The organism is Allobosea vaviloviae (assembly GCF_001298265.1).
GTDB lineage: Bacteria > Pseudomonadota > Alphaproteobacteria > Rhizobiales > Beijerinckiaceae > Allobosea > Allobosea vaviloviae_B.
On record NZ_LGSZ01000052.1, the window covers coordinates 1 to 25,950 of the forward strand.

23 protein-coding genes are annotated in these 25,950 nt (G+C 67.1%); 3 read left to right on the forward strand and 20 right to left on the reverse strand.

The window, feature by feature from the left end; genetic code table 11:
* Nucleotides 1–324: 324 nt before the first annotated feature.
* The gene (locus tag AE618_RS19285; RefSeq protein WP_054210711.1) at nucleotides 325–696 is read left to right on the forward strand and encodes a hypothetical protein; all 372 of its coding nucleotides are present in this window, start codon (nucleotides 325–327) and stop codon (nucleotides 694–696) included.
* A 57-nt stretch (nucleotides 697–753) separates the two neighbouring features.
* Here the strand turns inward: AE618_RS19285 and AE618_RS19290 are convergent, their stop codons facing one another.
* The 7 genes from AE618_RS19290 to AE618_RS19320 all read right to left on the reverse strand — a co-directional run bounded on the left by AE618_RS19290 (nucleotide 754) and on the right by AE618_RS19320 (nucleotide 9,714).
* On the reverse strand, nucleotides 754–1,449 hold the full coding sequence (locus AE618_RS19290) for a hypothetical protein (RefSeq protein WP_054210712.1): 696 nt from the start codon (nucleotides 1,447–1,449) through the stop codon (nucleotides 754–756).
* Nucleotides 1,450–1,556: 107 nt separating this feature from the next.
* Nucleotides 1,557–3,242: a DNA repair protein RecN gene (gene recN / locus AE618_RS19295; RefSeq protein WP_054210713.1), complete on the reverse strand. Its 1,686-nt coding sequence runs from the start codon at nucleotides 3,240–3,242 to the stop codon at nucleotides 1,557–1,559.
* Nucleotides 3,243–3,301: 59 nt separating this feature from the next.
* Nucleotides 3,302–4,219 carry an outer membrane protein assembly factor BamD gene (locus AE618_RS19300; protein WP_054210714.1) on the reverse strand — a complete coding sequence of 306 codons (918 nt, stop codon included), beginning with the start codon at nucleotides 4,217–4,219 and terminating at the stop codon, nucleotides 3,302–3,304.
* A gap of 195 nt (nucleotides 4,220–4,414) precedes the next feature.
* Nucleotides 4,415–5,362, reverse strand: a complete 948-nt coding sequence (gene lpxC / locus AE618_RS19305; protein WP_054210715.1) for a UDP-3-O-acyl-N-acetylglucosamine deacetylase — start codon at nucleotides 5,360–5,362, stop codon at nucleotides 4,415–4,417.
* Nucleotides 5,363–5,673: 311 nt separating this feature from the next.
* A complete protein-coding gene (gene ftsZ, locus AE618_RS19310; protein WP_054210716.1) occupies nucleotides 5,674–7,359 on the reverse strand; it encodes a cell division protein FtsZ in 1,686 nt (561 codons plus the stop codon).
* 112 nt (nucleotides 7,360–7,471) lie between these two features.
* Nucleotides 7,472–8,764 carry a cell division protein FtsA gene (ftsA, locus tag AE618_RS19315; protein ID WP_054210886.1) on the reverse strand — a complete coding sequence of 431 codons (1,293 nt, stop codon included), beginning with the start codon at nucleotides 8,762–8,764 and terminating at the stop codon, nucleotides 7,472–7,474.
* 32 nt (nucleotides 8,765–8,796) lie between these two features.
* Nucleotides 8,797–9,714 carry a cell division protein FtsQ/DivIB gene (locus tag AE618_RS19320; protein ID WP_248310949.1) on the reverse strand — a complete coding sequence of 306 codons (918 nt, stop codon included), beginning with the start codon at nucleotides 9,712–9,714 and terminating at the stop codon, nucleotides 8,797–8,799.
* Nucleotides 9,715–10,197: 483 nt separating this feature from the next.
* Here AE618_RS19320 and AE618_RS19330 point away from each other — a divergent pair, with 483 nt between their 5' ends.
* Nucleotides 10,198–10,446 carry a BrnT family toxin gene (locus AE618_RS19330; protein ID WP_054210719.1) on the forward strand — a complete coding sequence of 83 codons (249 nt, stop codon included), beginning with the start codon at nucleotides 10,198–10,200 and terminating at the stop codon, nucleotides 10,444–10,446.
* On the forward strand, nucleotides 10,439–10,747 hold the full coding sequence (locus AE618_RS19335) for a BrnA antitoxin family protein (RefSeq protein ID WP_054210720.1): 309 nt from the start codon (nucleotides 10,439–10,441) through the stop codon (nucleotides 10,745–10,747). Before AE618_RS19330 ends, AE618_RS19335 begins: the two co-directional genes overlap by 8 nt.
* A 3-nt stretch (nucleotides 10,748–10,750) precedes the next feature.
* Here AE618_RS19335 and murB read toward each other — a convergent pair whose 3' ends face one another.
* The 13 genes from murB to AE618_RS19400 form a co-directional block, all read right to left on the reverse strand.
* Nucleotides 10,751–11,677 carry a UDP-N-acetylmuramate dehydrogenase gene (gene murB, locus AE618_RS19340; protein WP_054210721.1) on the reverse strand — a complete coding sequence of 309 codons (927 nt, stop codon included), beginning with the start codon at nucleotides 11,675–11,677 and terminating at the stop codon, nucleotides 10,751–10,753.
* A 46-nt stretch (nucleotides 11,678–11,723) separates the two neighbouring features.
* On the reverse strand, nucleotides 11,724–13,130 hold the full coding sequence (gene murC, locus AE618_RS19345; protein ID WP_054210722.1) for a UDP-N-acetylmuramate--L-alanine ligase: 1,407 nt from the start codon (nucleotides 13,128–13,130) through the stop codon (nucleotides 11,724–11,726).
* 21 nt (nucleotides 13,131–13,151) lie between these two features.
* Nucleotides 13,152–14,273 (reverse strand): undecaprenyldiphospho-muramoylpentapeptide beta-N-acetylglucosaminyltransferase, encoded by a 1,122-nt coding sequence (murG, locus tag AE618_RS19350; protein ID WP_054210723.1) that lies wholly within the window; start codon nucleotides 14,271–14,273, stop codon nucleotides 13,152–13,154.
* Nucleotides 14,274–14,278: 5 nt separating this feature from the next.
* Nucleotides 14,279–15,412: an FtsW/RodA/SpoVE family cell cycle protein gene (locus AE618_RS19355; protein WP_054210724.1), complete on the reverse strand. Its 1,134-nt coding sequence runs from the start codon at nucleotides 15,410–15,412 to the stop codon at nucleotides 14,279–14,281.
* 98 nt (nucleotides 15,413–15,510) lie between these two features.
* The gene (locus tag AE618_RS19360) at nucleotides 15,511–16,695 is read right to left on the reverse strand and encodes a MalY/PatB family protein (RefSeq protein ID WP_054210725.1); all 1,185 of its coding nucleotides are present in this window, start codon (nucleotides 16,693–16,695) and stop codon (nucleotides 15,511–15,513) included.
* Between the two features lie 8 nt (nucleotides 16,696–16,703).
* Nucleotides 16,704–18,140: a UDP-N-acetylmuramoyl-L-alanine--D-glutamate ligase gene (murD, locus tag AE618_RS19365; protein WP_054210726.1), complete on the reverse strand. Its 1,437-nt coding sequence runs from the start codon at nucleotides 18,138–18,140 to the stop codon at nucleotides 16,704–16,706.
* Nucleotides 18,141–18,142: 2 nt separating this feature from the next.
* On the reverse strand, nucleotides 18,143–19,225 hold the full coding sequence (gene mraY, locus AE618_RS19370; protein WP_054210727.1) for a phospho-N-acetylmuramoyl-pentapeptide-transferase: 1,083 nt from the start codon (nucleotides 19,223–19,225) through the stop codon (nucleotides 18,143–18,145).
* 20 nt (nucleotides 19,226–19,245) lie between these two features.
* On the reverse strand, nucleotides 19,246–20,670 hold the full coding sequence (locus AE618_RS19375; protein WP_054210728.1) for a UDP-N-acetylmuramoylalanyl-D-glutamyl-2,6-diaminopimelate--D-alanyl-D-alanine ligase: 1,425 nt from the start codon (nucleotides 20,668–20,670) through the stop codon (nucleotides 19,246–19,248).
* Nucleotides 20,667–22,181: a UDP-N-acetylmuramoyl-L-alanyl-D-glutamate--2,6-diaminopimelate ligase gene (locus AE618_RS19380; RefSeq protein WP_054210729.1), complete on the reverse strand. Its 1,515-nt coding sequence runs from the start codon at nucleotides 22,179–22,181 to the stop codon at nucleotides 20,667–20,669. The genes AE618_RS19375 and AE618_RS19380 overlap by 4 nt, the downstream gene beginning before the upstream one ends.
* Before the next feature lie 38 nt (nucleotides 22,182–22,219).
* Nucleotides 22,220–23,989, reverse strand: a complete 1,770-nt coding sequence (locus AE618_RS19385; protein WP_054210730.1) for a peptidoglycan D,D-transpeptidase FtsI family protein — start codon at nucleotides 23,987–23,989, stop codon at nucleotides 22,220–22,222.
* Entirely contained in the window at nucleotides 23,986–24,372 is a 387-nt protein-coding gene (gene ftsL, locus AE618_RS19390; protein ID WP_054210731.1) for a cell division protein FtsL, read from the reverse strand. The genes AE618_RS19385 and ftsL overlap by 4 nt, the downstream gene beginning before the upstream one ends.
* Nucleotides 24,369–25,424 carry a 16S rRNA (cytosine(1402)-N(4))-methyltransferase RsmH gene (gene rsmH, locus AE618_RS19395; protein ID WP_054210732.1) on the reverse strand — a complete coding sequence of 352 codons (1,056 nt, stop codon included), beginning with the start codon at nucleotides 25,422–25,424 and terminating at the stop codon, nucleotides 24,369–24,371. Before rsmH ends, ftsL begins: the two co-directional genes overlap by 4 nt.
* Nucleotides 25,421–25,900, reverse strand: coding sequence for a division/cell wall cluster transcriptional repressor MraZ (locus AE618_RS19400; RefSeq protein WP_054210733.1), 480 nt, complete (start codon nucleotides 25,898–25,900; stop codon nucleotides 25,421–25,423). The genes rsmH and AE618_RS19400 overlap by 4 nt, the downstream gene beginning before the upstream one ends.
* Between the last annotated feature and the right edge of the window lie 50 nt (nucleotides 25,901–25,950).

Sequence of the window (25,950 nt, forward strand, 5' to 3'; positions counted from 1 at the left end):
GCCTGTCGTAAAGTATAGATGATGATGTAGATGGATGTTTTTTTTTTTCACGCAAAAGACGGCATCCAAGAGGACGCCGATCCTGGTGGGCCCGAGATTTTTTAAAAGGGCCAGGGGCTGGGGTGGGGGGCAGTGCCGCTCGACGAGACGATGACGGACAAAGCTCCGGCTTTCCGGCCCCCCATCCCTAACCCTTCCCCACCGCAAGCGGGGGGAAGGGAATGAGCTTGAACTGCAAGCCACCGCCGCTCTCGCACATGCGGCACCCTTGACGACTCAGAGCTGTCGCGCGATTCCGCCGCCGCTTGCGGGAGAGTGTTGCGGATGCGGTTGGCGATTGTTGCGGTGGTGATGGCGACGAGCGGGATCGCTCACGCTCAGGACGGCGCGCATATGATGACGCTGGCCGAGGTCAGGCAGCGGCGGGCGGAACTGGCAGGCCTGTTCGTACGCGTCGAGAACGTCACGATCTCCGGATTCTCGATGGCGCGCGGCGGCCTTGCCAGCGATTCCAGCGGCGGTGTCCGTCTCGACGATTCCGGCATGCCCACGGACACGATCAGCTATCTCGAACGCAACTGCGCGAAGCCCGGCACCTCGGCGTCAACAGCCTGCCGCGGCGCTCTGGAGTTCACGGTCGCCGCGACGCATGGCGCCTTCACCATCAGCGACGCGCAGTTCATCCCGCAGCGCTGACTGGTTGCAGCCTACCATGGCGCAACGCATCCCGTGGCAAGGCCGCCGATGGACCACTCATCTCACGAAATGTCCCAGCATAGGTACATAGCGACCAAGCTGCGACGACTGCCTGTATAGCTGCTCGCGATGGCTTGCGAGAAAAGGGATTCTCTTCTCGATTTCTGACGTAAATGGCGTCCCAAAAAGCCGGAGGAGATTGAACGGCCACAGTCCCGCAGGCACCATTTCCAATGTCGCACGCCTGAACCTGTATCCCTCCCCGAATACTACCGCAAAATTGGAGCCATCGGGATTGAGAACGCGAGCGGTCATGGGGTCGCTCAGGTCAGCAAAGGTTACCATGGTGGGAATTCGGTTACCCACAAGCGGCCGCTTCTCGCGCCATTTGGGAGCCTGCGAGAACCAGCCGCCGTCAGCCCCTCCCCCCTTGAACCCCAAGGCGCGCGGAGCGGTATCGTAGATATCGACCCCTTGGCCTTTGGGTCCGTAAGCCATCAAACCGATCAAGGCTTGCCCGTTGGGGAGCGACACGAAGATCGCCTCGCCGTGAGCACTGCAGCCCCCGGTCATCGAGCGAAGGGCGCTGATAGGCTCCGAACAGAAGACCGACCAGACCGATGAGCCGCTGCGCGGTCCATCCGGAGTCTCGACCTCCAGCGTGATACGAAAACGGTGCTCATAGGTCGGCTGCAGAAATACCGCCCACAGCACCGCGGCTACCACGGGGAATCCCACCAGCCAGCGCAGCATGGTCACTCCAGACGCTCTGTCGACACGTCTTTACATGATGGGCGGTTAAACAATGTCACCGACAGTTGCAGCGCCATCCGAGCAGCGCGACGATTACGCAAGGGTGTTCACCCCCTTAACCCTGCCGCCTCCAGCAGCCGCCCAGCGGCTGCCCTCGCCTCTTCGGTGATGCTCGCGCCGGCCAGCATGCGGGCGATCTCCTCGCGCCGCGCCTGATCTTCAAGCGCCGTCACCCGCGTCACGGTGCGGGAGGCCGCGTCGCCAGCAAGCGCCGATTTGGCGATCAGGAAATGCTGGGCGGCCTTAGCGGCAACCTGCGGGGCATGCGTCACCGAAATCACCTGGACCTTGCCGGCGAGCCGCGCCAGCCGCTCGCCGATGGCGTCCGCGACCGCGCCGCCGACGCCCGTGTCGATCTCGTCGAAGACCAGCGTCGGGGCCGAGCCGCGCTCCGCCAGCACGACCTTCAGCGCCAGCATGAAGCGCGAGAGCTCGCCGCCGGACGCCACCTTCATCATCGGGCCGGGCCGCGTGCCCGGATTGGTCTCGACCCAGAACTCGACGCGGTCGAAGCCCTCGGGGCCGCGCGCCGTGCCGTCGCTGTCGATCTTGGTGATGAAGCGCGCCCGCTCCAGCTTCAGCGGCGGCAGCTCGGCCTTGACGGCAGCGTCGAGCTTGGCGGCGGCCTTTTGGCGCGCGAGCGAGAGCTTGGTCGCCAGCGACACGAAGGCGGCCTCCGCCTGCTTCAGCTCGTCTTCCAGCCGGCCGAGCGAGGTCTCGCTCTCGTCGAGCGCCGCGAGATCGTCCGTCATGCTCTGCGCCAACGGCACCAGCCCGTCGACCGGCACATCGTATTTCCGCGCTGCGCCGCGCAGGGCAAACAGCCGCTCCTCGACGCGCTCCTGCTCGCGCGGATCATATTCGGCGGCGCGCATGCCCGCCGACAGCGTCTCGCCCGCCTCCTCCAGCGCGACGATCGCGGTGTTGAGAGCAGCCAGCGAGGGATCGATCAATTCGGGCGCCTGCCCGGCCCGGCGTTCGAGGCGACGCAGCACGGCCGACAGCGCGGGAATCGGCGAGCCCTGCCCGGCCACGGCCTCATGGGCGTCGATCAGGTCGCGGGCGACCTTCTCGGCCTGCATCATGCCCTGGCGGGCGGAGGCGAGCGCCTCCTCCTCCCCGGGCTTTGGAGCGAGCTTGCCGAGTTCGGCCACCGCATGGCGCAGGAAATCGGCTTCCTTGCGCGCGGCCTCGACACGCATTCGCTGCGCCTGCAGGGCCTGTCGAGCGCGCTTCAACGTCTCGCTCGCCGCCGCAACGGCATCGGCCTGCATCTCGAAACCGCCGAAGCCGTCGAGGATCATGCGGTGCTGGGCCGGGTCGGTCAGCGCCCTGTCGTCATGCTGGCCATGGATCTCGACGATCGTGGCCCCGATCATCCTGAGGATCTGCACGCTGACGGGCTGATCGTTGACGAAGGCGCGGGTGCGACCGTCCGCGTATTGCACGCGGCGCAGGATCAGATCGCCATCAGTGTCGATTTCCTGCGCCTGGGCGAGCTTGCGGGCGGCATGCTCATGCGGCAGGTCGAAGACCGCGCTGACCTGGCCTTGCGCCTCGCCATGGCGCACGAGACCGCCATCGCCGCGCCCGCCGAGCGCCAGCGCGAAGCCGTCGAGCAGGATCGATTTGCCGGCCCCGGTCTCGCCTGTGAGCACACTGAGGCCGTCGCGAAACGTCAGGTCGAGACGGTCGATCAGGACGATGTCGCGTATCGACAGTTGGACCAGCATGGCACTCGGCGCAGGCTCAAGGATCAGGGCAGGCGCGGACGACCCCCATGGACGCGACCCTAGGTGCGCCCACCGAACCCGACGATTCCCGTGACAACACGCGAGAAGCCCTGGAAGGCGCGGCTGATATAGGAGCCGCGATCCTCGCGCGGCTCGAGACCGCCGCTCTGCAGCAGGACATAGGCGTCCTTGTACCACGGGCTGTCGGGGAAGTTGTGCCCGAGCACGGCGGCGGCCGTCTGTGCCTCGTTGGTGATGCCCAGCGCCATATAGGCCTCTGTCAGGCGCATCAGCGCCTCCTCGACGTGGCGCGTGGTCTGGTACTTGATGATGACGTCGCGGAAGCGGTTCACCGCGCCGGTGTAGTTGCGCTTCTCGAGATAGAAGCGCCCGACATTCATCTCCTTGCCCGCGAGCTGGTCGCGCGCAACCAGGAGCTTTTCCTTGGCGTCGAGCACATATTCGGACTTCGGATATTTCGCGATCAGCTCCTCGAAGGCGGCGATGGCGAGCTGGGTGCGCTCCTGGTCGCGGGTCGCGTCAGGGATCTGGTTGAAATAGGACATCGCCATCAGATACTGCGCATAGGCGGCATCGGGGCTGGCCGGGTTCTGGGCAATGAAGCGCTTGGAGGCGGTGATCGTCTCCTCCCACTTCGACGCCTGGTAATTGGTATAGGCCGCCAGGATCAGGCCCTTCTTGGCATAGGGCGAGAACGGCGCGCTCTTGTCGATCTCGTCGAACTTCTTCGACGCACCTTCGCTGTCGCCGTTCTGCAGCCGCGCGAGCCCCTCATTGTAGAGCTTGTCGGCCGGAACGACATCCTTGACCTCGGGCTTGTAGACCTCGGGCCGGTCGAAAGGGTTCAACGCCGAGACGGTGTCGCAGCCGCCAAGCAGCAAGGCAGCACCCAGGGCCAGGGCGGTACCCTTCCAGATCGATTCGGCGCGCTTGGATGTCGGGGTGTTCAGCCGCATGACGCTCACGTCGTCCGTCCTCTTGTCATCGTCCCCGCTCGTGGGGATGCATGCCTTACCTCAGACGCCTCGGGCGCGCCACTGCCGAAAGCGCAAGCCCACGGCGGCAGCGTCGTCTATTCGACAAAAACCCGGCGATAGGAAGGCGCGCGCGGCAGGATGATGTGTGCAGCGGGACGGCGAGCGAAACCGCGCTCAGTGCACGTCCGGCGCGAAGGCGGCCGGCGCGGCCGCAGCCATCTGCACGGCGCGCGGCGCGGCATAGACCGGCTGCGATTCGACGATCGCGTAATTGGCACGGTCTGCGAAGAGAGCTTCGAGAATCCGGACGTTCAAGCGATGCCCGCCGCAATAGGAGCGGAATTCGCCCTGGATCGGATGGCCCGCCAGAGCGAGATCGCCGATCGCATCGAGAACCTTGTGGCGCACGAACTCGTCGCCATAACGCAGGCCCTCGGGGTTGATCACCTTGTCCTCGCCGATGGCCACCGTGTTGTCGAGCGAGGCGCCCAGCGCAAAGCCGGCCTTCCAGAGCTGCTCGACATCGCGCATGAAGCCGAAGGTGCGGGCGCGCGAAATCTCGGTCGCATAGGCCGAAGGCTCCAGATCGAAGACCTTGCGCTGGCGGCCGATCACCGTCGTGTCGAAATCGATCTCGACATCGAGGCGGAAGCCAGCCTCGGCCGGAACCAGCTCGGCGAAGGCGCGGCCATTCTCGACGCGTACCGGCTGCAGGATCTTGAGATAGCGCCGCGGTGCGGCCAGACCGACGATGCCCGTCGCCTCGATCGCGGTCACGAACTCGGCGGCGCTGCCGTCCATGATCGGCATTTCCGGCCCGTCGATTTCGACGAGCGCATTGTCGAGTCCGAGACCGGCGCAGGCCGACATCAGATGCTCGATCGTCGCGACCGAGGCCGAGGCGCGGTCGCCGATCACCGTGCAAAGCTCGGTCGCGCTCACCTTGGTGTGCTTGGCGTGGATCAGTTGGGCTGCGCCGTCATCGAGCCCCTTGCGGAGGAAGACGATGCCGGAATTGGCGCTGGAAGGTCTCAGGCAGATCGTCGCAGGAGCCCCGGAGTGAACGCCGATCCCCGTCAGGGTCAGGGCGGCGCGCAGGGTCGTCTGACGATCGAAGCTCATTCCGGTATCCAATCCTGATCGCGAACAGCGCCGTCTCATGTGCTCACGCACGGATGAAGGCAGGTCGCCTGCGATACCTCTGAAGCGTGGAGCAGGCCGTGGCCCGACTCCGGTATTCCATGGTGCGTCTGCAACATAAGCTTTTGGAGCAGGCTCACAAAATCACGCTTTCTTTCGGTCTGTTACAACTTTCCGCATCGACCGAAGTGGCAACAGTGCATTGGAATCGTTACGTTTTCCTATATCGCAAAAACCCCGGCGCACGATGGCGCGCCGAGGCTCGTTACAGACCGCCGGGGATCGGCGACGCGTCAGGTCGCCTGCCTGCGCAGGAAGGCCGGGATCTCGAGATGATCCTCCTCGCTCGCCCGGTTCGGAGCGGCGCGACCGAGCTGGTCGAGCTGACCCTGCGGCGGGCGGGCTGCGGCGGGAGCAGCGGGGCGGCGCATATATTCGGCATGGGCCGCGCTCGGAGCCTGCGGCATCGCAGGCGCAGACGGAACCTGACGCAGCGGCATCGGCTGCGGCTCCTGCATCTCCTCGTCCTTGCGGCCGAAGCCCACGGAAGCAAGACGCTGCATCAACGACATCCGCTTCTGGTCGGCGGCATTCGGCGCGGCGGGCGCGCCCGGAACGACGCGGCTGGCAGCGATCTGGTTCTGAGCCGGCATCGGAAGGTCTTCGATCCGCGGCATGCGCGTCGGGCGCACGACCGAACGCTCCGGCATCGGCGGGATGAAGCTTTCCTCCAGCATCGGCGCAGGCTCGGGCTGCATCGTCGGCGCGGGCGCGGCTGTCATCACCGGGCGCGGCTGCGCCGGCTCGATGCGAATGTCCTCGGACAGGCTGGCGCGACCCTGGGTGTCGATCGAGATCGGCATCCGCATCGGCTCCTCGATCGGGGCGGGAGCAGGCGCGGGTGCCGCCTGGCGAACCGGAGCAGTGGTGCGCAGGCGGGCTTCGGCCTTGAGGCGCTCGGCGACCTGGGCGATGCGGGCCTCGGTCTCGTCCATCTCGGCCTGCGTGGTCTGCGGCTTATCGATGCCGGTGGCCACGACCGAGACGCGCACGATGCCTTCCAGGCCCTCGTCGAAGGTGGCGCCGACGATGATGTTGGCCTCGGAATCGACCTCCTCGCGGATGCGGGTGGCGGCCTCGTCGACCTCGTAGAGCTTCATGTCGCGGCCGCCGGTGATCGAGATCAGCAGGCCGCGGGCGCCCTTCATCGAGACGTCGTCGAGCAGCGGGTTGTTGATTGCAGCCTGGGCGGCGGTCAGCGCGCGCTTCTCGCCCTGCGCCTCGCCGGTGCCCATCATCGCCTTGCCCATGCCGCGCATCACGGCGCGCACGTCGGCGAAGTCGAGGTTGATCAGACCGGGACGGACCATCAGGTCGGTGATGCAGGCGACGCCGGAGTAGAGCACCTGGTCGGCCATGCCGAAGGCGTCGGCAAAGCCCGTCGTCTCGTTGGCGACGCGGAACAGGTTCTGGTTCGGGATCACGATCAGCGTGTCGACCGCTTCGTTGAGCTCGCTGATGCCGGCTTCCGCCATCCGCATGCGGCGGTGGCCCTCGAACTGGAACGGCTTGGTGACGACGCCGACGGTCAGGATGCCCATGTCGCGAGCGACCCGGGCGATCGCGGGAGCAGCACCGGTGCCGGTGCCGCCGCCCATGCCGGCGGTGATGAAGACCATGTGAGCGCCCGCCAGATGGTCGCGAATCTCGTCGATGACCTCCTCGGCAGCGGCGCGGCCGACTTCCGGCTGCGAACCGGCACCGAGGCCCTCGGTGACCTGCAGGCCCATCTGGATGATCCGCGAGGCGCGCGACAGCGCCAGCGCCTGGGCATCCGTGTTGGCGCACACGAAGTCGACGCCGTCGAGACCGGCCTCGATCATGTTGTTGACCGCGTTGCCGCCAGCGCCACCGACGCCGAACACCGTGATCCGGGGCTTCAGTTCCCGGATGTCCGGGGCTTGCAGATTCATCGCCATGGTTGCCTCTTTTTGATCCATTGTCCGGCGCCTGGCGGGAGCCGTCCCGATTGCTACGTTCGACGCCGTCCCCGAAGGGCCGTTACTCACTCGTTTTTCGACCGCTACGCGGTCAGAAACTTTCCTTCAGCCACCGGCCGACGCGGGAGAAGTACCCGTCCGTGCCCGTGGCGAAATACGCAGCCCCAGCGCGGGGCTCGAAATGCTCGACATGCGCGACCTGCGGATAGACCAGCAGGCCGACCGCCGCCGCGAAGGCAGGCCCCTTGCCTGCTTCGGGCAGGCCCTTGATCCCGAGCGGGCGCCCCGTGCGGACCTGGCCGCCGAGGATGCGCCGCGCCACCTCGGGCAGGCCGGTGAGCTGGCAGGCACCGCCGGTCAGGACGACGCGCCGCCCGGCCTGAGCCGAATATCCCGCCTGAGTCAGCCGATCGCGCACGAGTTCGAGGATTTCCTCAACGCGCGGCTTGATGATCCGCACCAGATGCGACTTGGCGAGATGGTTGGGCGTGTCGCGCTCGTCGTCGTCGACCTGCGGCACGGAGATCATGTCGCGCTCGTCCGACGCGCTGGCGATACAGGAGCCGTGCAGCGTCTTCAGCCGCTCGGCCGCCGCGACCCGGGTCGAGAGCCCGCGCGCCACGTCCATGGTGATGTGGTTGCCGCCGACCGCGATCGCGTCGGCATGCATCAGATGCCCGCCAGAGAACACGCCGAGGCTGGTGGTGCCGCCGCCGAGATCCACGACCACGACGCCCATCTCGGCCTCGTCGTCGACGAGCACGGACAGTCCCGAGGCGTAAGGTGTCGCGACCACGGCCTCGACCTCGAGATGGCAGCGCTCGACCGCCAGCATGACGTTGCGCGCCGCCGAGGCCTCGCTGGCGACGACATGCATGTCGACCGAGAGTTTGCCGCCGATCAGCCCGCGCGGATCGAGCACGCCGGGCACGCCGTCGAGCGCATAGCCTGTCGGCAGGGCATGGAGCACGGCCTTGCCGGGCCGGATCGCATGGGTCGCGGCATGGGCCAGCACGCGCTTGACGTCGCTGTCGCCGACGGAGCCGGCCCGCAGATCGACGCTGGCGGCGTAATGCTGAGAGGCGATGCGCCCGCCCGTCAGGTTGACGATGACCGACTGCACCTCGACCTTGGCCATCCGTTCGGCAGCGTCCACCGCCGCCCGGATCGCGCGCTCCGCGCTTTCGAGGTCGATGATCGCGCCGCCCTTGAGGCCGAGCGAACGCTGGTGCCCGATGCCGATGATGCGAGCGACATGGGTACGGCCGCGCAGCCGCTCATTGGCTTCGGCCGGGTTCAGTTCGGCGATCAGGCAGACGACTTTGCTCGTGCCGATGTCCAGAATCGACAAGGTCGCGCTCTTGCGCGACGAGAGCGGCCGCATCCGCGGCGTCAGGCCCTGGGAGGTGACGTGGTTCACGCCTCGCCTCCCTTCTTCTTGGTCTTGCTCTTGAGCTGGTCGGCGCGGGCAGCGGCGCCCTCTTCCGTCAGTCGCATCACCACCCGGTCGGTCTGGCGCAGATCGATCGCCAGCAGGTCCTTGTCCATGATGCGGTAATCCGCCTGAAGCGAGGCGAGGCGCTTCACGGCCGCGGCCGGAGCGGTCTCGGGCAGGCGCACATCCATGCCGTTGTCGAGCTTGAGCGTCCAGCGCCGGCCGGAGACCAGCGTCGCCGCGCGAATATGGGACGCCATCGTGCCGGCCTCGGCCCGCAATGCGATGTATTCGCCTGCCCGAAGATTGGCGTCGGGGCCGACGACCAGCGGCAGGTGGGCGAAACGTCCGTCATCCATCTTGTCGATCACGGTCCCGTCCGCTGCGATGACGAAAAGCTCGCCCTTGACCTGCCAGAGCGCGAAGGGCGCACGTTCCACGAGCGTGATCGAAACCTCGCCCGGATAGAGCTTGCGCACGGCCGCCTCGCGAATCAGCGGAGCGGCCTCAAGGCGCTTGCGAGCCTGGTCGGCATCGAAAAACACCAGCGAGGTCTTCGAATCGATTCCCGCCGCAACCAGAACCTCGACCTCGGACAGCTCGGCGATGCCCGAAATGGTCACGCGATCGATGCCGAAGCCGACGAGGCGGGCCAGCATGTGATGCGGCTCGCCGTAATTCTCCCGCAGCGTCTCCAGATGGCCGCCGAGCACCGTGCCGCTGCCGGCGCTGAGCCCGAGAAAGCAGAGCGCCAGCCAGGTGCCGATCCGCCGCGGCAGCCGCTGCGCGAGCGGCACCGCGACCGCGCTGCGGCGCGAGCGGCGCAGCCAGCGTCCGGTCCGCTCGCCGACGAGCAGTTGCGGCCCGGGAGCCGGGACCGGCAGACGAGAGGCAGCCACCGCCGCCACTGTCTTCACCGATCGAGGGAGGCGTCCTCCACCATCCATGTGACGAGCTCACCGAAGTTCAGGCCCGCGTGGGCAGCCAATCCGTGCATCACGCGGAGTTTCGGTCGTTCCAGGGCGCCCGCCGCCTGTCGAGAATCGAACCTCGCGGTGTCGTCTCTCTCAGGTCGCATTGCTGACGTCCCGGCACCCGATTGCTTGATGCGCCGTTAACGCCACTCTTCGATCTGCTGGTAAATTTTTGGTAAAGTTTGAGCCGGGCAGATGTGGATCGCGCGCGCTTTCGTGAATTTCGCGGCGTCGCCGCAGGACGCGCTCACGCAGGCGGATTTCGATGACATGGTGAGGTTCAACAGCGCATGCGACCCCAGACCGTCGTGTCGGTCTGGGCTAACGCACGTGCAAAACGGCCGCGGAAGTCATGGAGCCGACGACGTCGATTGCCGGCGCTTTTGATATGGCGTATATACAGGATTAATGAAAATCGTCTGGGACGAGCGAAAGCGGCAGGCCAATCTGCTGAAGCATGGGCTGGATTTCGCGCTGCTCGATGCGGAGTTCTTCGCGGCGGCCTATATCGGGGCGGCTAGGCGAGACCGGCTACTGGCCGTCGGCGAAATCAACGGCATCGTTACCGTCATTTTCATCAGACTTGGCACCGAAGGTCTTTCGGTGATCAGCATGCGACCCGCTTCACGACGGGAAAGGAGGCTGCTCGATGGCTAAACTGCTCAAGGAATTCGAGCCAGGCCATGGCTTTTCGCAAGAAGACTGGGACGAGGTCTCGGACAACCCTGAATTGACCGACGAGCAAATCGCCGGCCTGCGGCCTATGAAGGAGGCGCTTCCGGAACTCTATGCCGCCCTGCAGGCGGACATCGGAAAACGCGGCCCGGCGAAGACCAAGGAGGCGATCTCGATCCGCCTCGACATCGACCTCGTCGAAAAGCTGCGTGCCTCGGGTCCCGGCTGGCAGTCGCGCGTCAACGAGGCGCTGCGGGAATGGATCGACAAGCCCGCGGCGTGACGCTCAGGCTGCGACGCCGATTCGCTTGATCTCCCAATGCAGGTCGTAGCCGGAGTTCTCCTTGACCCGCCGGCGGACCTCCTCGCCCAGCCCCTCGACATCGGCTGCCGTGGCGCCGCCGGTGTTGATCAGGAAGTTGCAGTGCATTTCCGAGACCTGCGCCCCGCCGATGCGCAGGCCCCGGCAGCCCGCCGCATCGATCAGTTGCCAGGCCTTGCCGCCCTCCGGGTTCTTGAAGGTCGAGCCGCCGGTGCGCTCCTTGATCGGCTGCGCCGCCTCGCGGGCCGCGGTGACGCGGTCCATCTCGGCCTGGATCTGCGCCTTGTCGCCCGGCCGTCCCTGGAACAGCGCCGAGGTGAAGATGATCCCCTGCGTCGAGGCCCCGCTGCTGCGATAGGCAAAGCCCATATCGGCATGGGAGAGCGTCACGATCTCGCCTGCGCGCGTGACACCGCGCGCCTCGACCAGAACATCCGTCGTCTCGCCGCCATGGGCACCGGCGTTCATGCGCAGGGCGCCGCCGATGCAGCCGGGAATGCCGCGATAGAAGGCGAGCCCATCGAGCGAGGCATCGGCTGCGGCGCGCGCGACCTTCACATCAGGGACCGCCGTGCCGGATCGCAGCCGGTCGCCATCCTCGATCGCGATCTCGCCGAAAGCCTTGCCGCCGAGCCGGATCACGAGGCCGGGAATGCCGCCGTCGCGCACGATCAGATTGGAGCACAACCCGACCACGGTTAGCGGGATCTCCCGCGGCAAATGGGCCAGCAGATAGGCAAGGTCGGCTTCGTCGGCCGGCGTGAACAGCGCCTGCGCGGGACCGCCGACCCGAAACCAGGTCAGCGGCGCCATCTCGGCATTGGCGAGCAGGCGGCCGCGCAGCTCGGGCGCGGCGGCGCGGAGGTCTTGGGTGATGTCGGGGAAGGTCATGGCGCTCGCTTTAGCCGATCTCCCTCGAGGGGAGAAGGATCAAGCGTCAGCCCTTCAGCGCCGCCAGTTCACCCGGCAGCGCATAGGCCCATTGCGTGATGTTGCCCGCACCCAGGAACACGACATAGTCGCCGGGTTCCGCGAACTCGGCCACCATGCCGGCGAGCTCTGCAGGTCCCTCCAGCGGCAGCGCGTGGCGATGCCCGCGCGCCTTGATGCCGGAGACCAGCGAATCGCGGTCGGCGCCCGCGATCGGCGCCTCGCCCGCCGCATAGGTGTCGGCCACGATCACCGTGTCGGCATCGTTGAAGCAGGCGGCGAAATCGTCGAACAGGCTGGCGAGCCGCGTATAGCGGTGCGGCTGCACGATCGCGATGACCTTGCCCTTGGTCGAGGCCCGGGCCGCCTTGAGCACGGCCGCGATCTCGACGGGGTGATGGCCGTAATCGTCGAAGATCAGCGCGCCGTTCCACTCGCCGGTCTTGGTGAAGCGCCGCTTCACCCCGCCGAAGCCGGCCAGCGCCGCCCGGATGCTCTCGACGGGAATGCCGAGGTCGTAGGCCACGGCAATGGCCGCAGTGGCGTTCAAGGCATTGTGGTGGCCCGGCATTGGCATGATCAGGTCGCGCACCACCTCGTCGCGGCCGCGCTTGCGGTCGCGGATCAGCAGCGTGAATTTGGCTTGCCCGCCCGAAAGATCGATGTCGATCAGCCGGAAATCCGCCTGCGGGTTCTCGCCATAGGTGACGACGCGGCGATCCTCGATCTGGCCGACAAGGCCCTGCACCGTCGGATGGTCGATGCACATCACGGCGAAGCCGTAGAAGGGCAGGTTCTCGACGAAGGTCCGGAACGCCGCCTTGATCGCGTCGAACGTGCCGAAATGGTCGAGATGCTCGGGGTCGATATTGGTGACGATCGCGACATCCGCCGGCAGCTTCAGGAAGGTACCGTCCGATTCGTCGGCCTCGACCACCATCCAGTCGCTCTCGCCCATGCGGGCATTGGTGCCGTAGGCGTTGATGATGCCGCCATTGATCACGGTCGGATCGAGCCCGCCCTTTTCCAGCAGCGTCGCGACGAGCGAGGTCGTGGTGGTCTTGCCATGGGTGCCGGCGATGGCGACGCAGCTTTTCAGCCGCATCAGCTCCGCCAGCATCTCGGCGCGGCGCACCACCGGCAGGCGCCTTTCGCGGGCGGCGACCAGCTCGGGATTGTCGCGCTTGATCGCGGTCGAGACCACGACCACCTCGGCATCGCCGAGATTCTCCGCCTTGTGGCCGACAAAGGTCTTGATGCCCTTCTCGGCGAGGCGCTTGACGTTGGCGCCGTCGGCCGCGTCCGAGCCCTGCACCTTGTAGCCGAGATTGTGCAGCACCTCGGCGATGCCGGACATGCCGATGCCGCCGATGCCGACGAAATGGATGGAGCCGAGTTCGACCGGCAGCTTCATGGTTCGGTGATCCTTGGAAATCTAGGAATTGGCCACGCCGATGACGAGGCGGGCGAGACGGTCGGCGGCGTCGGGAATTCCGGCGCTCTTGGCGTTCTCGGCCATCACCGTCAAGTGCGAGGGCTGCTGCAGCAGCTCGGACAGCTCGTTGGCGAGCCGGCTTGGCGTGAACTCGGGCTGCAGAATGCGGATCGCCCCGCCGACGCCTTCGAGAAACGCGGCGTTGGCAGCCTGGTCCTGGTCGAGCGCACCGGGCAGCGGCACCAGGATCGATGGCCGACCCATGACGCTGAGCTCCGCAATGGTCGAGGCGCCGGAGCGACCGATGACGAGATGCGCCTGCGCCATCCTCGTGGGCAGATCCTTGAAGAAGGGCGCGACCTCGTGCTGCAGGCCGAGCCGCTCGTAGATGCCGGCCACGCGCTCGTGATCTTCGGCACGCGCCTGCTGCGTGATGACGAGCCGCACGCGCTCTTGCGGCGTCAGGAGCTCGATCGCCGGCGGCACGATATCGGCCATGATGCGCGCGCCCTGGCTGCCGCCGAAGACGAGCAGGTGGAAAGTGCCCTCGCCCGGCGGGCGATAGGGCGACGCCGCCTGAACGACAGCCGGCCGCACCGGATTGCCGACATGCCGGCACTTGCCGGCCAGTGCGGGCGAAAGACCGCCGAGCTCGGCAAAACCCGTCGCGATCAAGGTCGCGCGCCCCGCGAGAAAGCGGTTCGCGCGGCCCAGCACCGCGTTCTGCTCGTGGATGATGCAGGGGACCCCGGCGAAGGACGCACCCAGGACGGGAGGCACCGTCGGATAGCCGCCGAAACCGACCACGACGCTGGGCCTGATCTGTTTGAGGAGCCGGCGCGCCGCCAGAACGCCCTTTGCGAGGGTAGACGCCGCTTCGGCCCGCCGGAGAAGTGAGCGGCCGGACGGGGTCGCGGCCGGCACGGCATGCACCGCCTCGGCCGGGAAGCCTCCGGCGAATTCCGCCGCGCGTGTGTCGGTCATCAGCACGACGCGTCGGCCATGCGCCCGCAGCGCGTGCGCGAGTGCCTCGGCGGGGAACAGATGCCCCCCGGTTCCCCCGGCGGCGACCACGATCGGCCTGGCGGGTGCGAGGATACCCTCCACGGGATCGTCCACCATCGCGATCAGTTCCCGAAGCGGCCGAAATCGACCGCGCGCGGCCGCTTGCGCGTCAGGGCGAGCAGGAAGCCGGTGCCGATGGCCAGCGAGATCAACGACGAGCCGCCATAGGAGATGAAAGGCAGCGTCATGCCCTTGGCCGGCATCATGTGCAGGTTGACCATCATGTTGATCGCGGCCTGGATGCCGAAGAGCAAAGCGAGCCCCGTGACCGCCAGACGGATGAACGGATCCTCAGCCTTCTGCGCCACGGCGAGCGAACGCAGCACGATCAGCGCAAACAGCATGACCAGCAGGATGCAGACGACGATGCCGAACTCTTCGGCCGTGACGGCGAAGATGAAATCGGTATGGGCATCGGGCAGGATGCGCTTCACCGTGCCCTCGCCCGGCCCCTTTCCGAGCCAGCCGCCCTGGGCGAAGCTCTCCAGCGCGGTGTCGATCTGGAAGGTGTCTCCCGAGCCCTTGTCCATGAAGCGCTCGATGCGGGCGCGCACATGCGGCACCAGCTGATAGGCGATCAGGATGCCCATGGCGCCGATGCCGCCGAGCCCCAGCACCCAGAACCAGTGCAGCCCGGCGACGAAGAACAGCCCGGCCCAGACCAGCGTGACCAGCATGGTCTGGCCGAAATCAGGCTGCAGCACCAGCGGCGTGATCGTCGCCGGCAGCAGCAGCATGGCAAGCCAAGTGCCCGGCAGGTCGGGACGGCGGCCGCCTTCGGCAAAGGCCCAGGCGGCGAGCACGACGAAGGCCGGTTTGATGAATTCGGAAGGCTGGACCGAGCCGAGCGGTCCCAGCGTCAGCCAGCGTCGCGCGCCCTTGACCTCGATGCCAAGATAAAGCGTCGCCACCACCATGGCCAGCGACACCGTGAAGATCAGCAGGGCGGCGCGGCGGACCTGGCGCGGCGTCATGAAGGAGACGCTGATGAAGATCGTCATCGCGACGACGAGATAGGCCGCCTGCCGGTTGACGAAATGGAAGGTCGAGAGCCCGAGCCGCTCCGCCACCGGCGGCCCGCCCGCCATCAGCAGCACGACGCCCGACACCATCAGCGCCACGAGGCCGCTCAGGATGACGCGGTCGATCGACCACCACCAGCGGCCGCTGAGAGAGGGTTCGGCGCGCGAGACCATGCTTGGCTTCCCTTCAGGCACGGCGCGAGCGACGCGCCATCGTGACGAATCACTCTGTCAATGAAGGGTTAACGGAATGATTCCGAAGCGCCCGATCGCTACTGCAGATCGGCGAAGGCCTGCTTCAGCCGCACCACCGATTCCGCCACGACCGCACGCGGCGTCGCGAGGTTGAAGCGCAGGAACGAGCCCCCTCCGGCGCCAAAACTCGCACCATGATTGGCCGCGATCCGCGCCTGCTTCTCGACCCGCGCGGTGAATTCGGCCGGCGCCATCCCGGTCCCCGCGAAATCAATCCAGGCGAGATAGGTCGCCTCGAGTGCCATCGGGCAAAGGCCGGGAATCGTCGCGACACCTTCCTCGAAGAGCCGGCGATTGCCGTCGAGATACGCAACCAGCGCATCGAGCCAGGCGGCCCCGTCGGGGCTGTAGGCCGCCGTTGCCATGACCATGCCGAAGGTGTTGGGCGAGACGCCCTGCGCATTGATGCTGGCCTGGAACCGGGCCCGCAGCGCCTTGTCGGGAATGATGACATTGCCGACATGGCAGCCGGCGATGTTGAAGGTCTTGGTGGTGGCGGTCATCATGACCAGCCGGTCCTGGATCTCGGGCGCAGCGAGCGCCATGACCGTATGCTTGTGGCCGGGCATGACCAGGTCGTGGTGGATTTCGTCCGAAACCAGGATCAGGTCGTGGCGAACGCAGAACGCCGCAATCTCGCGCAGTTCGTCGCCGGTCCAGACACGGCCACCGGGGTTATGGGGCGAGCACAGGACGAGCATCCGCTCGCTGCCCGTCATCTGCGCATCCCAGCCGGCGATGTCGAGGACATAGCGGCCGTCCTCGATCGCGAGTTCGCATTCGACCACGCGCCGGCCGCCCGCCGCAATCACGCGGGCGAAGGCATGATAGACTGGCGTCATCAGGACGACGCCGTCGCCGGGCTTGGTATAGGCGTCGACGCAGAGCGCCGTGCCGTTGACGAGCCCGTTGGTGGTGAAGATCGCGGCGGCCTCGACCACCCAGCCATGGCGGGTCTTCATCCACCAGGCAATGGCGTCGTGATTGGCCCGGGCATCGCCGAAATAGCCGTAGAGGCCATGCGCCGCCATGCCCTCGATGGCAGCCTGCACGCAAGGCGGCGGCCGGAAGTCCATGTCGGCCACCCACATCGCGATGCCGTCGGACGCCGGCACACCGTAGATCGGCTCCATCATGTCCCATTTCGAGGAATGCGTGCCGCGGCGCTCGATCCGTTCGTCGAAATTCGGGGCGGTGCTCATGCTGCTCCTCACGCGGTCGGCGTCCCAAAGGCTTCGAAACCCGGCAGAGCCTTGACCAGCGCCCGGAACGCCTCGCCGCGCACCTCGAAATTCGGGAACTGGTCGAAGGAGGCGCAGGCCGGCGAGAGCAGCACGGCGATCTCGCCCTCGCCCGGCTTGGCCAGCGCGTCGCGCGTCGCGGCCGCCAGCGCGATGTCGAGCGTGCCGCTGCGCTCGTAAGCGACCCGGCCGTCATCGTCGAAGGTCGCCGCGAACAGGTCGCTCGCCGCACCGATCAGATAGGCCCGGGCGATGTTGGGGAAATAGCGGCGCAGGCTCTCGATGCCGCCCTCTTTGGCCTTGCCGCCCAGGATCCAGAAGATGTCGCGGAAGGAGGTCAGCGCCTTCTCGGTCGAATCCGCATTGGTCGCCTTGGAATCGTTGATGAAGACGACGCGGCCGATCCGGCCGATCTCCTCCATCCGGTGCGCCAGCCCAGGATAGCTCTTGAACCCTGACGCAATCTCGTCAGTCGACAGCCCGAGCGCGAAGCAGGCCGCGAAGGCCGCAGCCGCGTTCTGGGCATTGTGCGAGCCGCGCAAGCTGCCGATGCCGGCGAGGTTGGCCACGATCCGCGGCTTGCCGTCCAGAACCTGCACGATCCGCGTCTCCAGCGTGCCGGCATTGGCTGTCACGCCTGCGAAGACGCCCTCATCCACCGGCTGCTCGCCGCTGATCCTGACCAGCTTGCGCCCCGAAGCCGCGCGCCGCCGCGCCATCTGCTTGGAGGCCTCGTCATCGACGCCGATCACGGCGACATCGGCACTGGCGACGAGCCGCTCCTTGATCGCGCCATAAGCCTCGAAGGTGCCGTGCCGGTCGAGATGATCCGGCGTCAGGTTCATCTGGATGCCGACGCTCGGCGCCAGCGAGGGCGCGAGATCGATCTGGTAGCTGGAGCATTCGATGACGTAGATGCGCCCCTGCGCCGGCGGCTCCAGTGCGAGCACGGCCGTGCCGATATTGCCGCCCATCTGCACATCGCGCCCGGCGGAACGCAGCACATGCGCGATCAGGGCCGTCGTCGTCGATTTGCCGTTGGTGCCGGTGATGCAGACGACCGGAGCGGCAGGCGCGATCTTGGCCCGCTCGCGGAAGAACAGCTCGATATCGCCGATGACCGCGATGCCGGCGGCCTTGGCCTTCTCGACGGTCCAGTGCGGCACCGGATGGGTCAGCGGCACGCCGGGCGCGAGCACCAGCGCAGCGAAACCGGACCAGTCGGCGGCAGCCAGATCGACGACCGGGATGCCCTGCCCCGACGCCTTGTCGCGGCTGGCCTGGCTATCGTCCCAGGCGGCCACGTCGGCACCGCCGGCCTGCAGCGCCCGCGCCGTGACAAGCCCCGAGCCGCCGAGCCCGAACAGCGCGACCTTGCGGCCGGCGAAGACAGTCACAGGCGTCATGATCAGCGCAGCTTCAGCGTCGACAGGCCGATCAGCGCCAGCACGACGGAGATGATCCAGAACCGGATCACCACCTGCGGCTCGGTCCAGCCCAGCTTCTCGAAATGGTGGTGGATCGGCGCCATCAGGAAGACGCGCCTGCCGGTGCGCTTGTAGACAAAGACCTGAATGATCACCGAAAGCGCCTCGATCACGAACAGCCCGCCGACGATCGCCAGCACGATCTCATGCTTGGTCGCCACAGCGACGACGCCGAGAAGGCCGCCGAGCCCCAGCGAGCCGGTATCGCCCATGAAGATCTGGGCGGGCGGCGCGTTGAACCAGAGGAAGCCGATGCCGGCCCCGATCACCGCGCCACAGACCACGGAGAGTTCGCCCGCGCCCGGCACATGGTGGATCTGGAGGTAGTTGGCGAAGATGGCGTTGCCGGTCAGATAGGAGATGAAGCCGAAGGTCGCCGCCGCGATCATCACCGGCACGATCGCAAGACCATCGAGACCGTCGGTCAGGTTGACGGCATTGCCGGCGCCGACGACGACGAATGCGGTCACGATGGGGAAGAAGATGCCGAGCGGGATCACCAGCTCCTTGAGAAAGGGCATGGCGAAGCCCGAGGCGATGCCGGGCGGGCCGAGCTGCATCACGATCCAGCAGGCGACGAGCGCGATCACCATCTCCAGGCCAAGCCGCGCCTTGCCCGAGAAGCCCTTGTGGGACTGCTTCGTCACCTTCAGGAAGTCGTCATAGAAGCCGATCGCGCCATAGCTGACCGTCACGCCGAGCACGACCCAGACATAAGGGTTGCGCAGGTTTCCCCAGAGCAGCGTCGCCACCAGAAGCCCGCCGAGGATCATCAGCCCGCCCATGGTCGGCGTGCCGCGCTTGGCGAGGTGGGATTCCGGCCCGTCGCTGCGGATCGGCTGGCCCTTGCCCTGCTTCAGCCGCAGCCAGGAGATCGCGGCGGGGCCGAAGAAGAACACCACCAGAAGCGCCGTCGCGGTTGCGCCGCCAGCACGGAAAGTGATGTAGCGGAATACGTTCAGGATCGGGAACGTGCCGGAAAAATCCGCGAGCCAGACGAGCATCTGATTTTACGTCTCTTGTTCTAGTCTTGCGCCGGCACGGCGGGAAAGCGCGCCACGACCGCCTTGACGATCGGCCCCATGCGCGAGCCCAGCGATCCCTTGACGGTGACGACGTCGCCGGCCCGGATCGCATCCAGCACGAGGGGTTCGAGCCCGCTCGCCTGCGCGGCATAAGCCCCCCGCAGGGTCGATGGCAAGCCGTCATAGAGTCCGCGCATCAGCGGCCCGCAGGCAAAGACCGTATCGACGCCATTGGCGATGATCGCTTCAATGAGCCCCTTGTGCAGCTCCGGCCCCGTCGGTCCTAGTTCCAGCATATCGCCGAGCACGGCGATCCTGCGACCCCGGCCGGCGACCGGAATCCGGCCGAGATTCTCGATCGCCGCCCGCATCGAGGCCGGGTTGCCATTATAGCTCTCGTCGATCAGCGTGAAGGGTCCGCCCGGCCCTTCGAGCCGTTGCTGCGCGCCCCGCCCGGCCGGGGGCCTCAGGTCGCCCAGCGCCAGCGCCGCCAGCGCGAGATCGGCGCCGAGCGCCGTCACCGCGGCGAGAACCGCCAGCGAATTCAGCACGATATGCTTGCCGGGGCTGCCAAGCCTATAGGTCACGGGCTGCCCCATCACCACCGCATCGACGGTCGAGACATCGGATTTGAGCGCGCAGGAGATCAGCCGGACATCGGCACCGGGGCTTTCGCCGAAGCGGATCACGCGGCCCGCCGGCCCGGCCTTGGCGATGCGCTCCAGCAGGTCGGCCTGGGGAATGTCGGCGTTGACGATCGCGGTGCCGCCCTTTTCGAGCTCCCAGAACACACCAGCCTTTTCCTCGGCGATGCCTTCCAGCGACTCGAAGGCCGCCAGATGCACCGGCTGGATCGTGGTGATGATCGCGACCTGCGGCCGGACCAGCCTCGCCAGCGGCAGGATCTCGCCGGGATGGTTCATGCCAATCTCGTAGACCGCATAGTCCACGTCGCGGGGAGTCCGACACAACGTCAGCGGAACGCCCCAATGGTTGTTGTAGGAGGCGACGGGCGCATGCGTCTTGCCCTGCCGCGACAAAACCAGCCGCAGCGCATCCTTGGTGCCGGTCTTGCCGACAGAGCCGGTGACCGCGACGACGCCGGCCTTCAGTTCGGCTCGACGCGCGCTACCAGCCTGCTCCATCGCCTTGAGCACGTCGGGCACGACAGCCAGAGCGCCCTTGCCGGCGAAATCAGCCGCATGCGCCTCGTCGACGACGGCGAGCGCTGCGCCCTTCTCCAGCGCGCCCGCGACGAAGTCATGCCCGTCGCGGGCCTCGCCGGTGATCGCGAAGAAGGCGTCGCCCGGCTCCAGCGTGCGGGTGTCGATCGAGATGCCGGTCACGGCTCCCGGCACCGTTCCCTCGGCCCGCGCGCCAAGCGCCGCGACCAGTTCGTCTCCGCTCCAGAGGGGGGCGCTCATCCTGCGATCTCCGCGATAGCCGTCCGCACCACGTCCTGGTCGGAAAAGGGATAGGTCCGGTCGCCGATGATCTGGCCGGTTTCATGGCCCTTTCCGGCCACGACCAGAACATCGCCGGGGGCGAGCATGCGCACGGCGGCCCTGATCGCCTCGGCACGGTCGCCGATTTCCGTCAGCTTCGGGGAGGCCGCCAGCACCGCGGCCCGGATCGCCGCTGGATTTTCGCTGCGCGGGTTGTCGTCCGTGACGATGGCGATGTCGGCCCCCTTTGCCGCGATCGCGCCCATCAGGGGACGTTTGCCGGTGTCGCGGTCACCGCCGCAGCCGAAAACGCAGATCAGGCGTCCGGAGGCGGAGCCGCGAAGCGTCGAAAGAACCGCGGCCAGTGCATCGGGCTTATGGGCGTAATCGACCACCACGAGCCCGCCATTCGCCTCACCGACACGTTCCAGGCGGCCGGGAACCCCAGTCAGTCCGGAGATGGCCCGCAACGCGGCTACGGTATCTTCCCCCGTGGCGATGGCGAGACCTGCCGCGGCAAGCGCGTTGCTGGCCATGAAATCGCCGGCCAGGGGCAGAAGAACCTCGATTCGTCCTTCATCGACGGTGATGGTCAGCCGCTGCGAAAAGCCGGCCCGCTCGATCGGCTCGAGAGACAGAACCCGGCCGCGCCCGCCGGTGTCACGTATGAAATCCGATCGCGTCCCCGCCCGTAGGGTGGCAGAATCCTCCATCGTGATCCCAATCGCAGACAATCCCTTTGCCAGCGCGGCCGAAAGCGCCGCCTTCGCCGACGGGTCGTCGAGATTGATCACGACTGGCGCCCCCTCCGGCAGCAGCGCCCAGAGCCGCAGCTTGGCCGCGAGGTAATCCTCCACCGTCGGATGATAATCGAGATGGTCGCGTCCTAGATTCAGGAAGGCGCCAGCTTTTAGCCGCACGCCGTCGAGCCGGCGCTGGTCGAGGCCATGGGACGAAGCCTCCATGGCGAGATGCGTGACACCCTCGCCGGCCAACCGGTCGAGCGAGGCGTGCAGGGAGAGAGGATCGGGCGTCGTCAACGAGCCGTATTGGGCCGCTTTCGCGGTGACGATGCCAACGGTGCCGAGGCTGGCGGCCTCATGCCCCAGCGCCTGAAAGATCTGGCGGGTGAAATCGGCGACGGAAGACTTTCCGCTGGTGCCGGTGACCGCGACGATCGTGCCGGGCTGGCGCGGATGCACCACCGCAGCAGCGAGCGAGAGGGCGAGCCGTGGGTCGTCGACCTGCGCGAAGGCCATGGAACCATCAAGATCGGCGGGGCGCGGCTGGCCCGAGACGACCGCGACCGCCCCTTTTGCGACCGCGTCGGCGATGAAGCGCGCGCCGTCCGCCTTCACGCCGGCCAGCGCCACGAAGACCTGACCGGGCTCGACCTTGCGGCTGTCGAAGGCGACGCCGGACACGGCCCGGGCCGCATCGGCAGCGAAGGCTCCTGGAAACAGGCGGCCGAGGCTCAGGGGCTGTGTCATCGTTGCTCGCTATCGTGCGGACGCACCGGCGGCAAGCCTCAGCGCGTGCCCCAGGCGCCAAGCCTTGCCATCAGCGGGAAGGGTGCGATCGGCGGCTCGAAGCGTGGCGACAGGCCGAGGATCGGCGCGGTGCGTTCGATCACCTTGCCGGTGGTGATGCCGGCGTTCCAGGCCGCTGTCGAATAGCCGCCGCTCTCGGCATAGCCCTTCGGCTCGTCATAGATCGCCAGGAACAGGTATTTCGGCTTGTCCGAGGGGGCGATCGCCGTAAAGGTCGTGAAGTTGCGGTTCTTCGCGTAGCGGCCGTTGATAACCTTTTCGGCAGTGCCGGTCTTGCCGCCGACGAAATAGCCCGCGACATCCGCCTTCCGGGCCGAGCCCTTCTCGCCATTGAGGCGCATGATGTAGCGCATCGCCTCGGAGGTCTCGGGCTTGATCACGCGGACGCCGCCCTTCTTCGCCTCCTCCTCCGAGCGCTTCAGGAAGGTTGGGGTCATCAGCGTCCCGCCATTGACCAGCGCGGCGACCGCTGCCATCGCCTGGATCGGCGCCACCGCGAGGCCGTGACCGAAGGCGATCGTCGCCGTGTTGATCTCGCCCCAGCGGCCGGGCACGATCGGGGCCGCGCTTTCCGGCAGTTCAGTCGGCATCCGGTCGAGCTGCATCATCTTGCGCAGGAAGGCCTTGTGGCCTTCGACGCCGACCGACAGCGCCATCTTGATCGAACCCATGTTCGACGAATGCAGGAAGACCTCCGGCACCGTCAGCGTGCGACCGGTACCATGATATTCCTTGATCACTTGGCGACCGAAATGCATCGCCCCGCCAGCAGTCGAATAGCTCGAATTGATGTTGGCCTTGCCGGAATCCAGCGCCATCGCGATGGTCAGGGCCTTGAAGGTCGAGCCCATCTCGTAGACGCCGACGCTCATCCGGTTGATCCGGTCCTTTTCGAGCGCGTCCACGGGATTGCCGGGGTCGAAATCGGGCAACGACACCAGCGCGATCATCTCGCCGGTGTTGACGTCCATGATCGCGCCGGCCGCCGCGATTGCCTTGTACTTCTCCATGCCTTTCGTGAGTTCGTCGCGCAGCGCATGCTGGACGCGCAGATCGATCGACAGCGTCATCGGCTTGAGGTCGGAGGCTTGAGTCGCGAGGCCGGCGCCGTTCAAATCCTGCAAGCCCTGCGTATCGATGTACTTCTCGATGCCGGCGATGCCGACATTGTCGACATTGGCGAAGCCCAGCACATGGGCGGCGGCCGTGCCGTTGGGATAGACGCGCTTGTTCTCGGGCACGAACCCGACGCCGGGAATGCCGAGGCGATGGACCTCGGCCTGCTGGCGCGGCGTGATCTCGCGCTTGACCCAGACGAAGCCCTTCTTGGTGTTAAGCTTGTCGCGCAGATCCTTGGCATCGAGTTCGGGCAGGACCGCGGTGAGCAATTCCGTCGCCTCGTCCTTGTCGAGGATCTTGCGCGGCTCGGCGAAGACCGAGACGGTGCGAATGTCGGTGGCGAGCACGTCGCCATTGCGGTCGACGATGTCGGGCCGTGCCGCCGAGATCGCGGTCGAGGTCGCGCGGCGCAGGCCGACCTGCTCGTTGCCGACGGTCGCCAGCATGACCAGCCGGCCGGTGATCGCCAGGAACAGCGCCGAGAAGCCAAGGATGACCAGGCCGACGCGCGGCTGGCTCTTCTCGCCGCTCATGCGGAAGACGTTGCGCAGCATGGAGAAGCGGCGGGTGGGAGCAGGATCACCCTCGGGCCGGTCTGGTGCCTCGCCCCGTGTCTTTGCCTCGCTCATGGACGGCCTCCCGGCGTGGTCGCGCTCGCCTTGCGATCCTTGGGGGTCTCGGTCGGCAGGCCCAGGCCCAGATCCTCGAGCTTGCGGCCGATCGCATCGACCTTCGGCCCGCGATTGGGGATGTCGGAGGCGCGCACGACCTGCGTCACCGAGAAGGCCTGCAGGTCGAGATGGCGGTCGGCCAGCGCCTGCAGGCGGTCGGGCCGGTTGAGGAACTGCCATTCGGCCTTCAGCACGGCGATGGCGTCGCGCTCGCGCTGTGCCTTCATCCGGATCTTCTGGAGCTGCTCGGCCTCGAGCGTGGTCTCGTATTTGATCCCGTAGGCATAGAAGGCCGACGAGACCAGCGCGCCGATGGCGATGACATGCAGCAGCTTGATCATGCTCGGGGCCTCCGGCGGGTCTGCGGCTCGGGGATGCCGGCGAGCGCGACGAGATCGGGCTCGGGCTCCCTCGCCGGAGCGGCATTGCGCTCGGCTGCCCTGAGCTTCGCCGACCGCGCCCGCGGGTTGATCCGCATCTCGGCCTCCGACGGCGCGACCGGCCCCCGACTGACGAGGCTGAAGGTCGGCCGCGCCACATCCACCACGGGCGCATGGCGCGAGCCGGCTGGCGCACGCCCGGAGCGCTCGGCGAGGAATTGCTTGACGATCCGGTCTTCCAGCGAATGGAAGGTCACGACGACGAGCCGTCCGCCCGGGGCCAGCACGGCTTCCGCCGCATGCAGCGCCGAGACCAGCTCGCCGAGTTCGTCATTCACCGCGATGCGCAGCGCCTGGAACACCCGCGTCGCCGCATGCGGGCCGCCGGGCTCCGCCCAGACGATGCTGGCGACGAGATCCGCGAGTTGCTTGGTCGTGGTCAGCGGCGCCTTGCGCCTGGCCTCGACGATGGCGCGCGCCACCGCCCGCGAGCGGCGCTCCTCGCCGTAATGGTAGAAGATGTCCGCGAGCAGCCCCTCCTCCGCCTCGTTGACGAGGTCGGCGGCGCTTTGCCCCGCGCCGCTCATCCGCATGTCGAGCGGGCCGTCGAAGCGGAACGAGAAGCCCCGCTGCGCCTGGTCGATCTGCATCGAAGACACGCCGATGTCGAGCACGACGCCGTCGAGCGGCACCATCCCAAAACGCTCCGCTTCCTCCGCAAGCTCGCCGAAGCGCGCCTGTGCCAGCGTCAGGCGGCCGGCCATCGCCGCGACGAGATCGGCACCGCCCGCAATCGCGGTCGGATCGCGGTCGAGCGCCAATAGGGTGACGTCCGGCGCGGCATCGAGAATGGCGCGCGCATAGCCGCCCGCCCCGAAGGTCCCGTCGAGATAGCGTCCGCTGGCTTTCGGCGCGAGCGCTTCAAGGACCTCGGCCAGCAGCACCGGCACATGCGCAGCGGCATCGACCGTCGAACCGGCGGCATCGTCCTCGTGACGGCTGCGACGCTTCATGCTCCCACGACCCCATGGGTCGCCGGCGGCTGCGAGCCGAGCGCCCGCTTCACGTCGCGCAGCTTGGCCTTCGCCGCTTCGAGATGCGCCTGGAAGCGCTGCGGCTCCCAGATCTGGAATTTGTGGCCGTGCCCGACGAAGGTCACGGTATCGGTGATCCCCGTATGCGCCTTGAGAGCCTCGCTCAGCATGATGCGACCCTCCGGATCGACCTTCAGCACCTCGGAGGTCCCGTTCAGCGCCGTCGACAGCGACTCCCATTCCTCCGAGAAGGGCGAGAAGCGCGCCAGGATGTCGTCGATGGTCTTGCGCAGCGCATGGCCGCCGGCATCGAAAGCGGCGAGATCCAGCGCGGGATGGACGTAAAGGCCCTCGTAGCCATCCTTCGCCAGCACGGCGCGAAAGCCCGACGGTATCGAGACGCGGCCCTTGGCATCCAGCCGGTTGGTGAAATTCGAGACGAAGCGGTCCGTCAACGCCGCCTCCCGGCCTGTTCTCGACGCACGAGCCCAGCCGCGAAACGGGC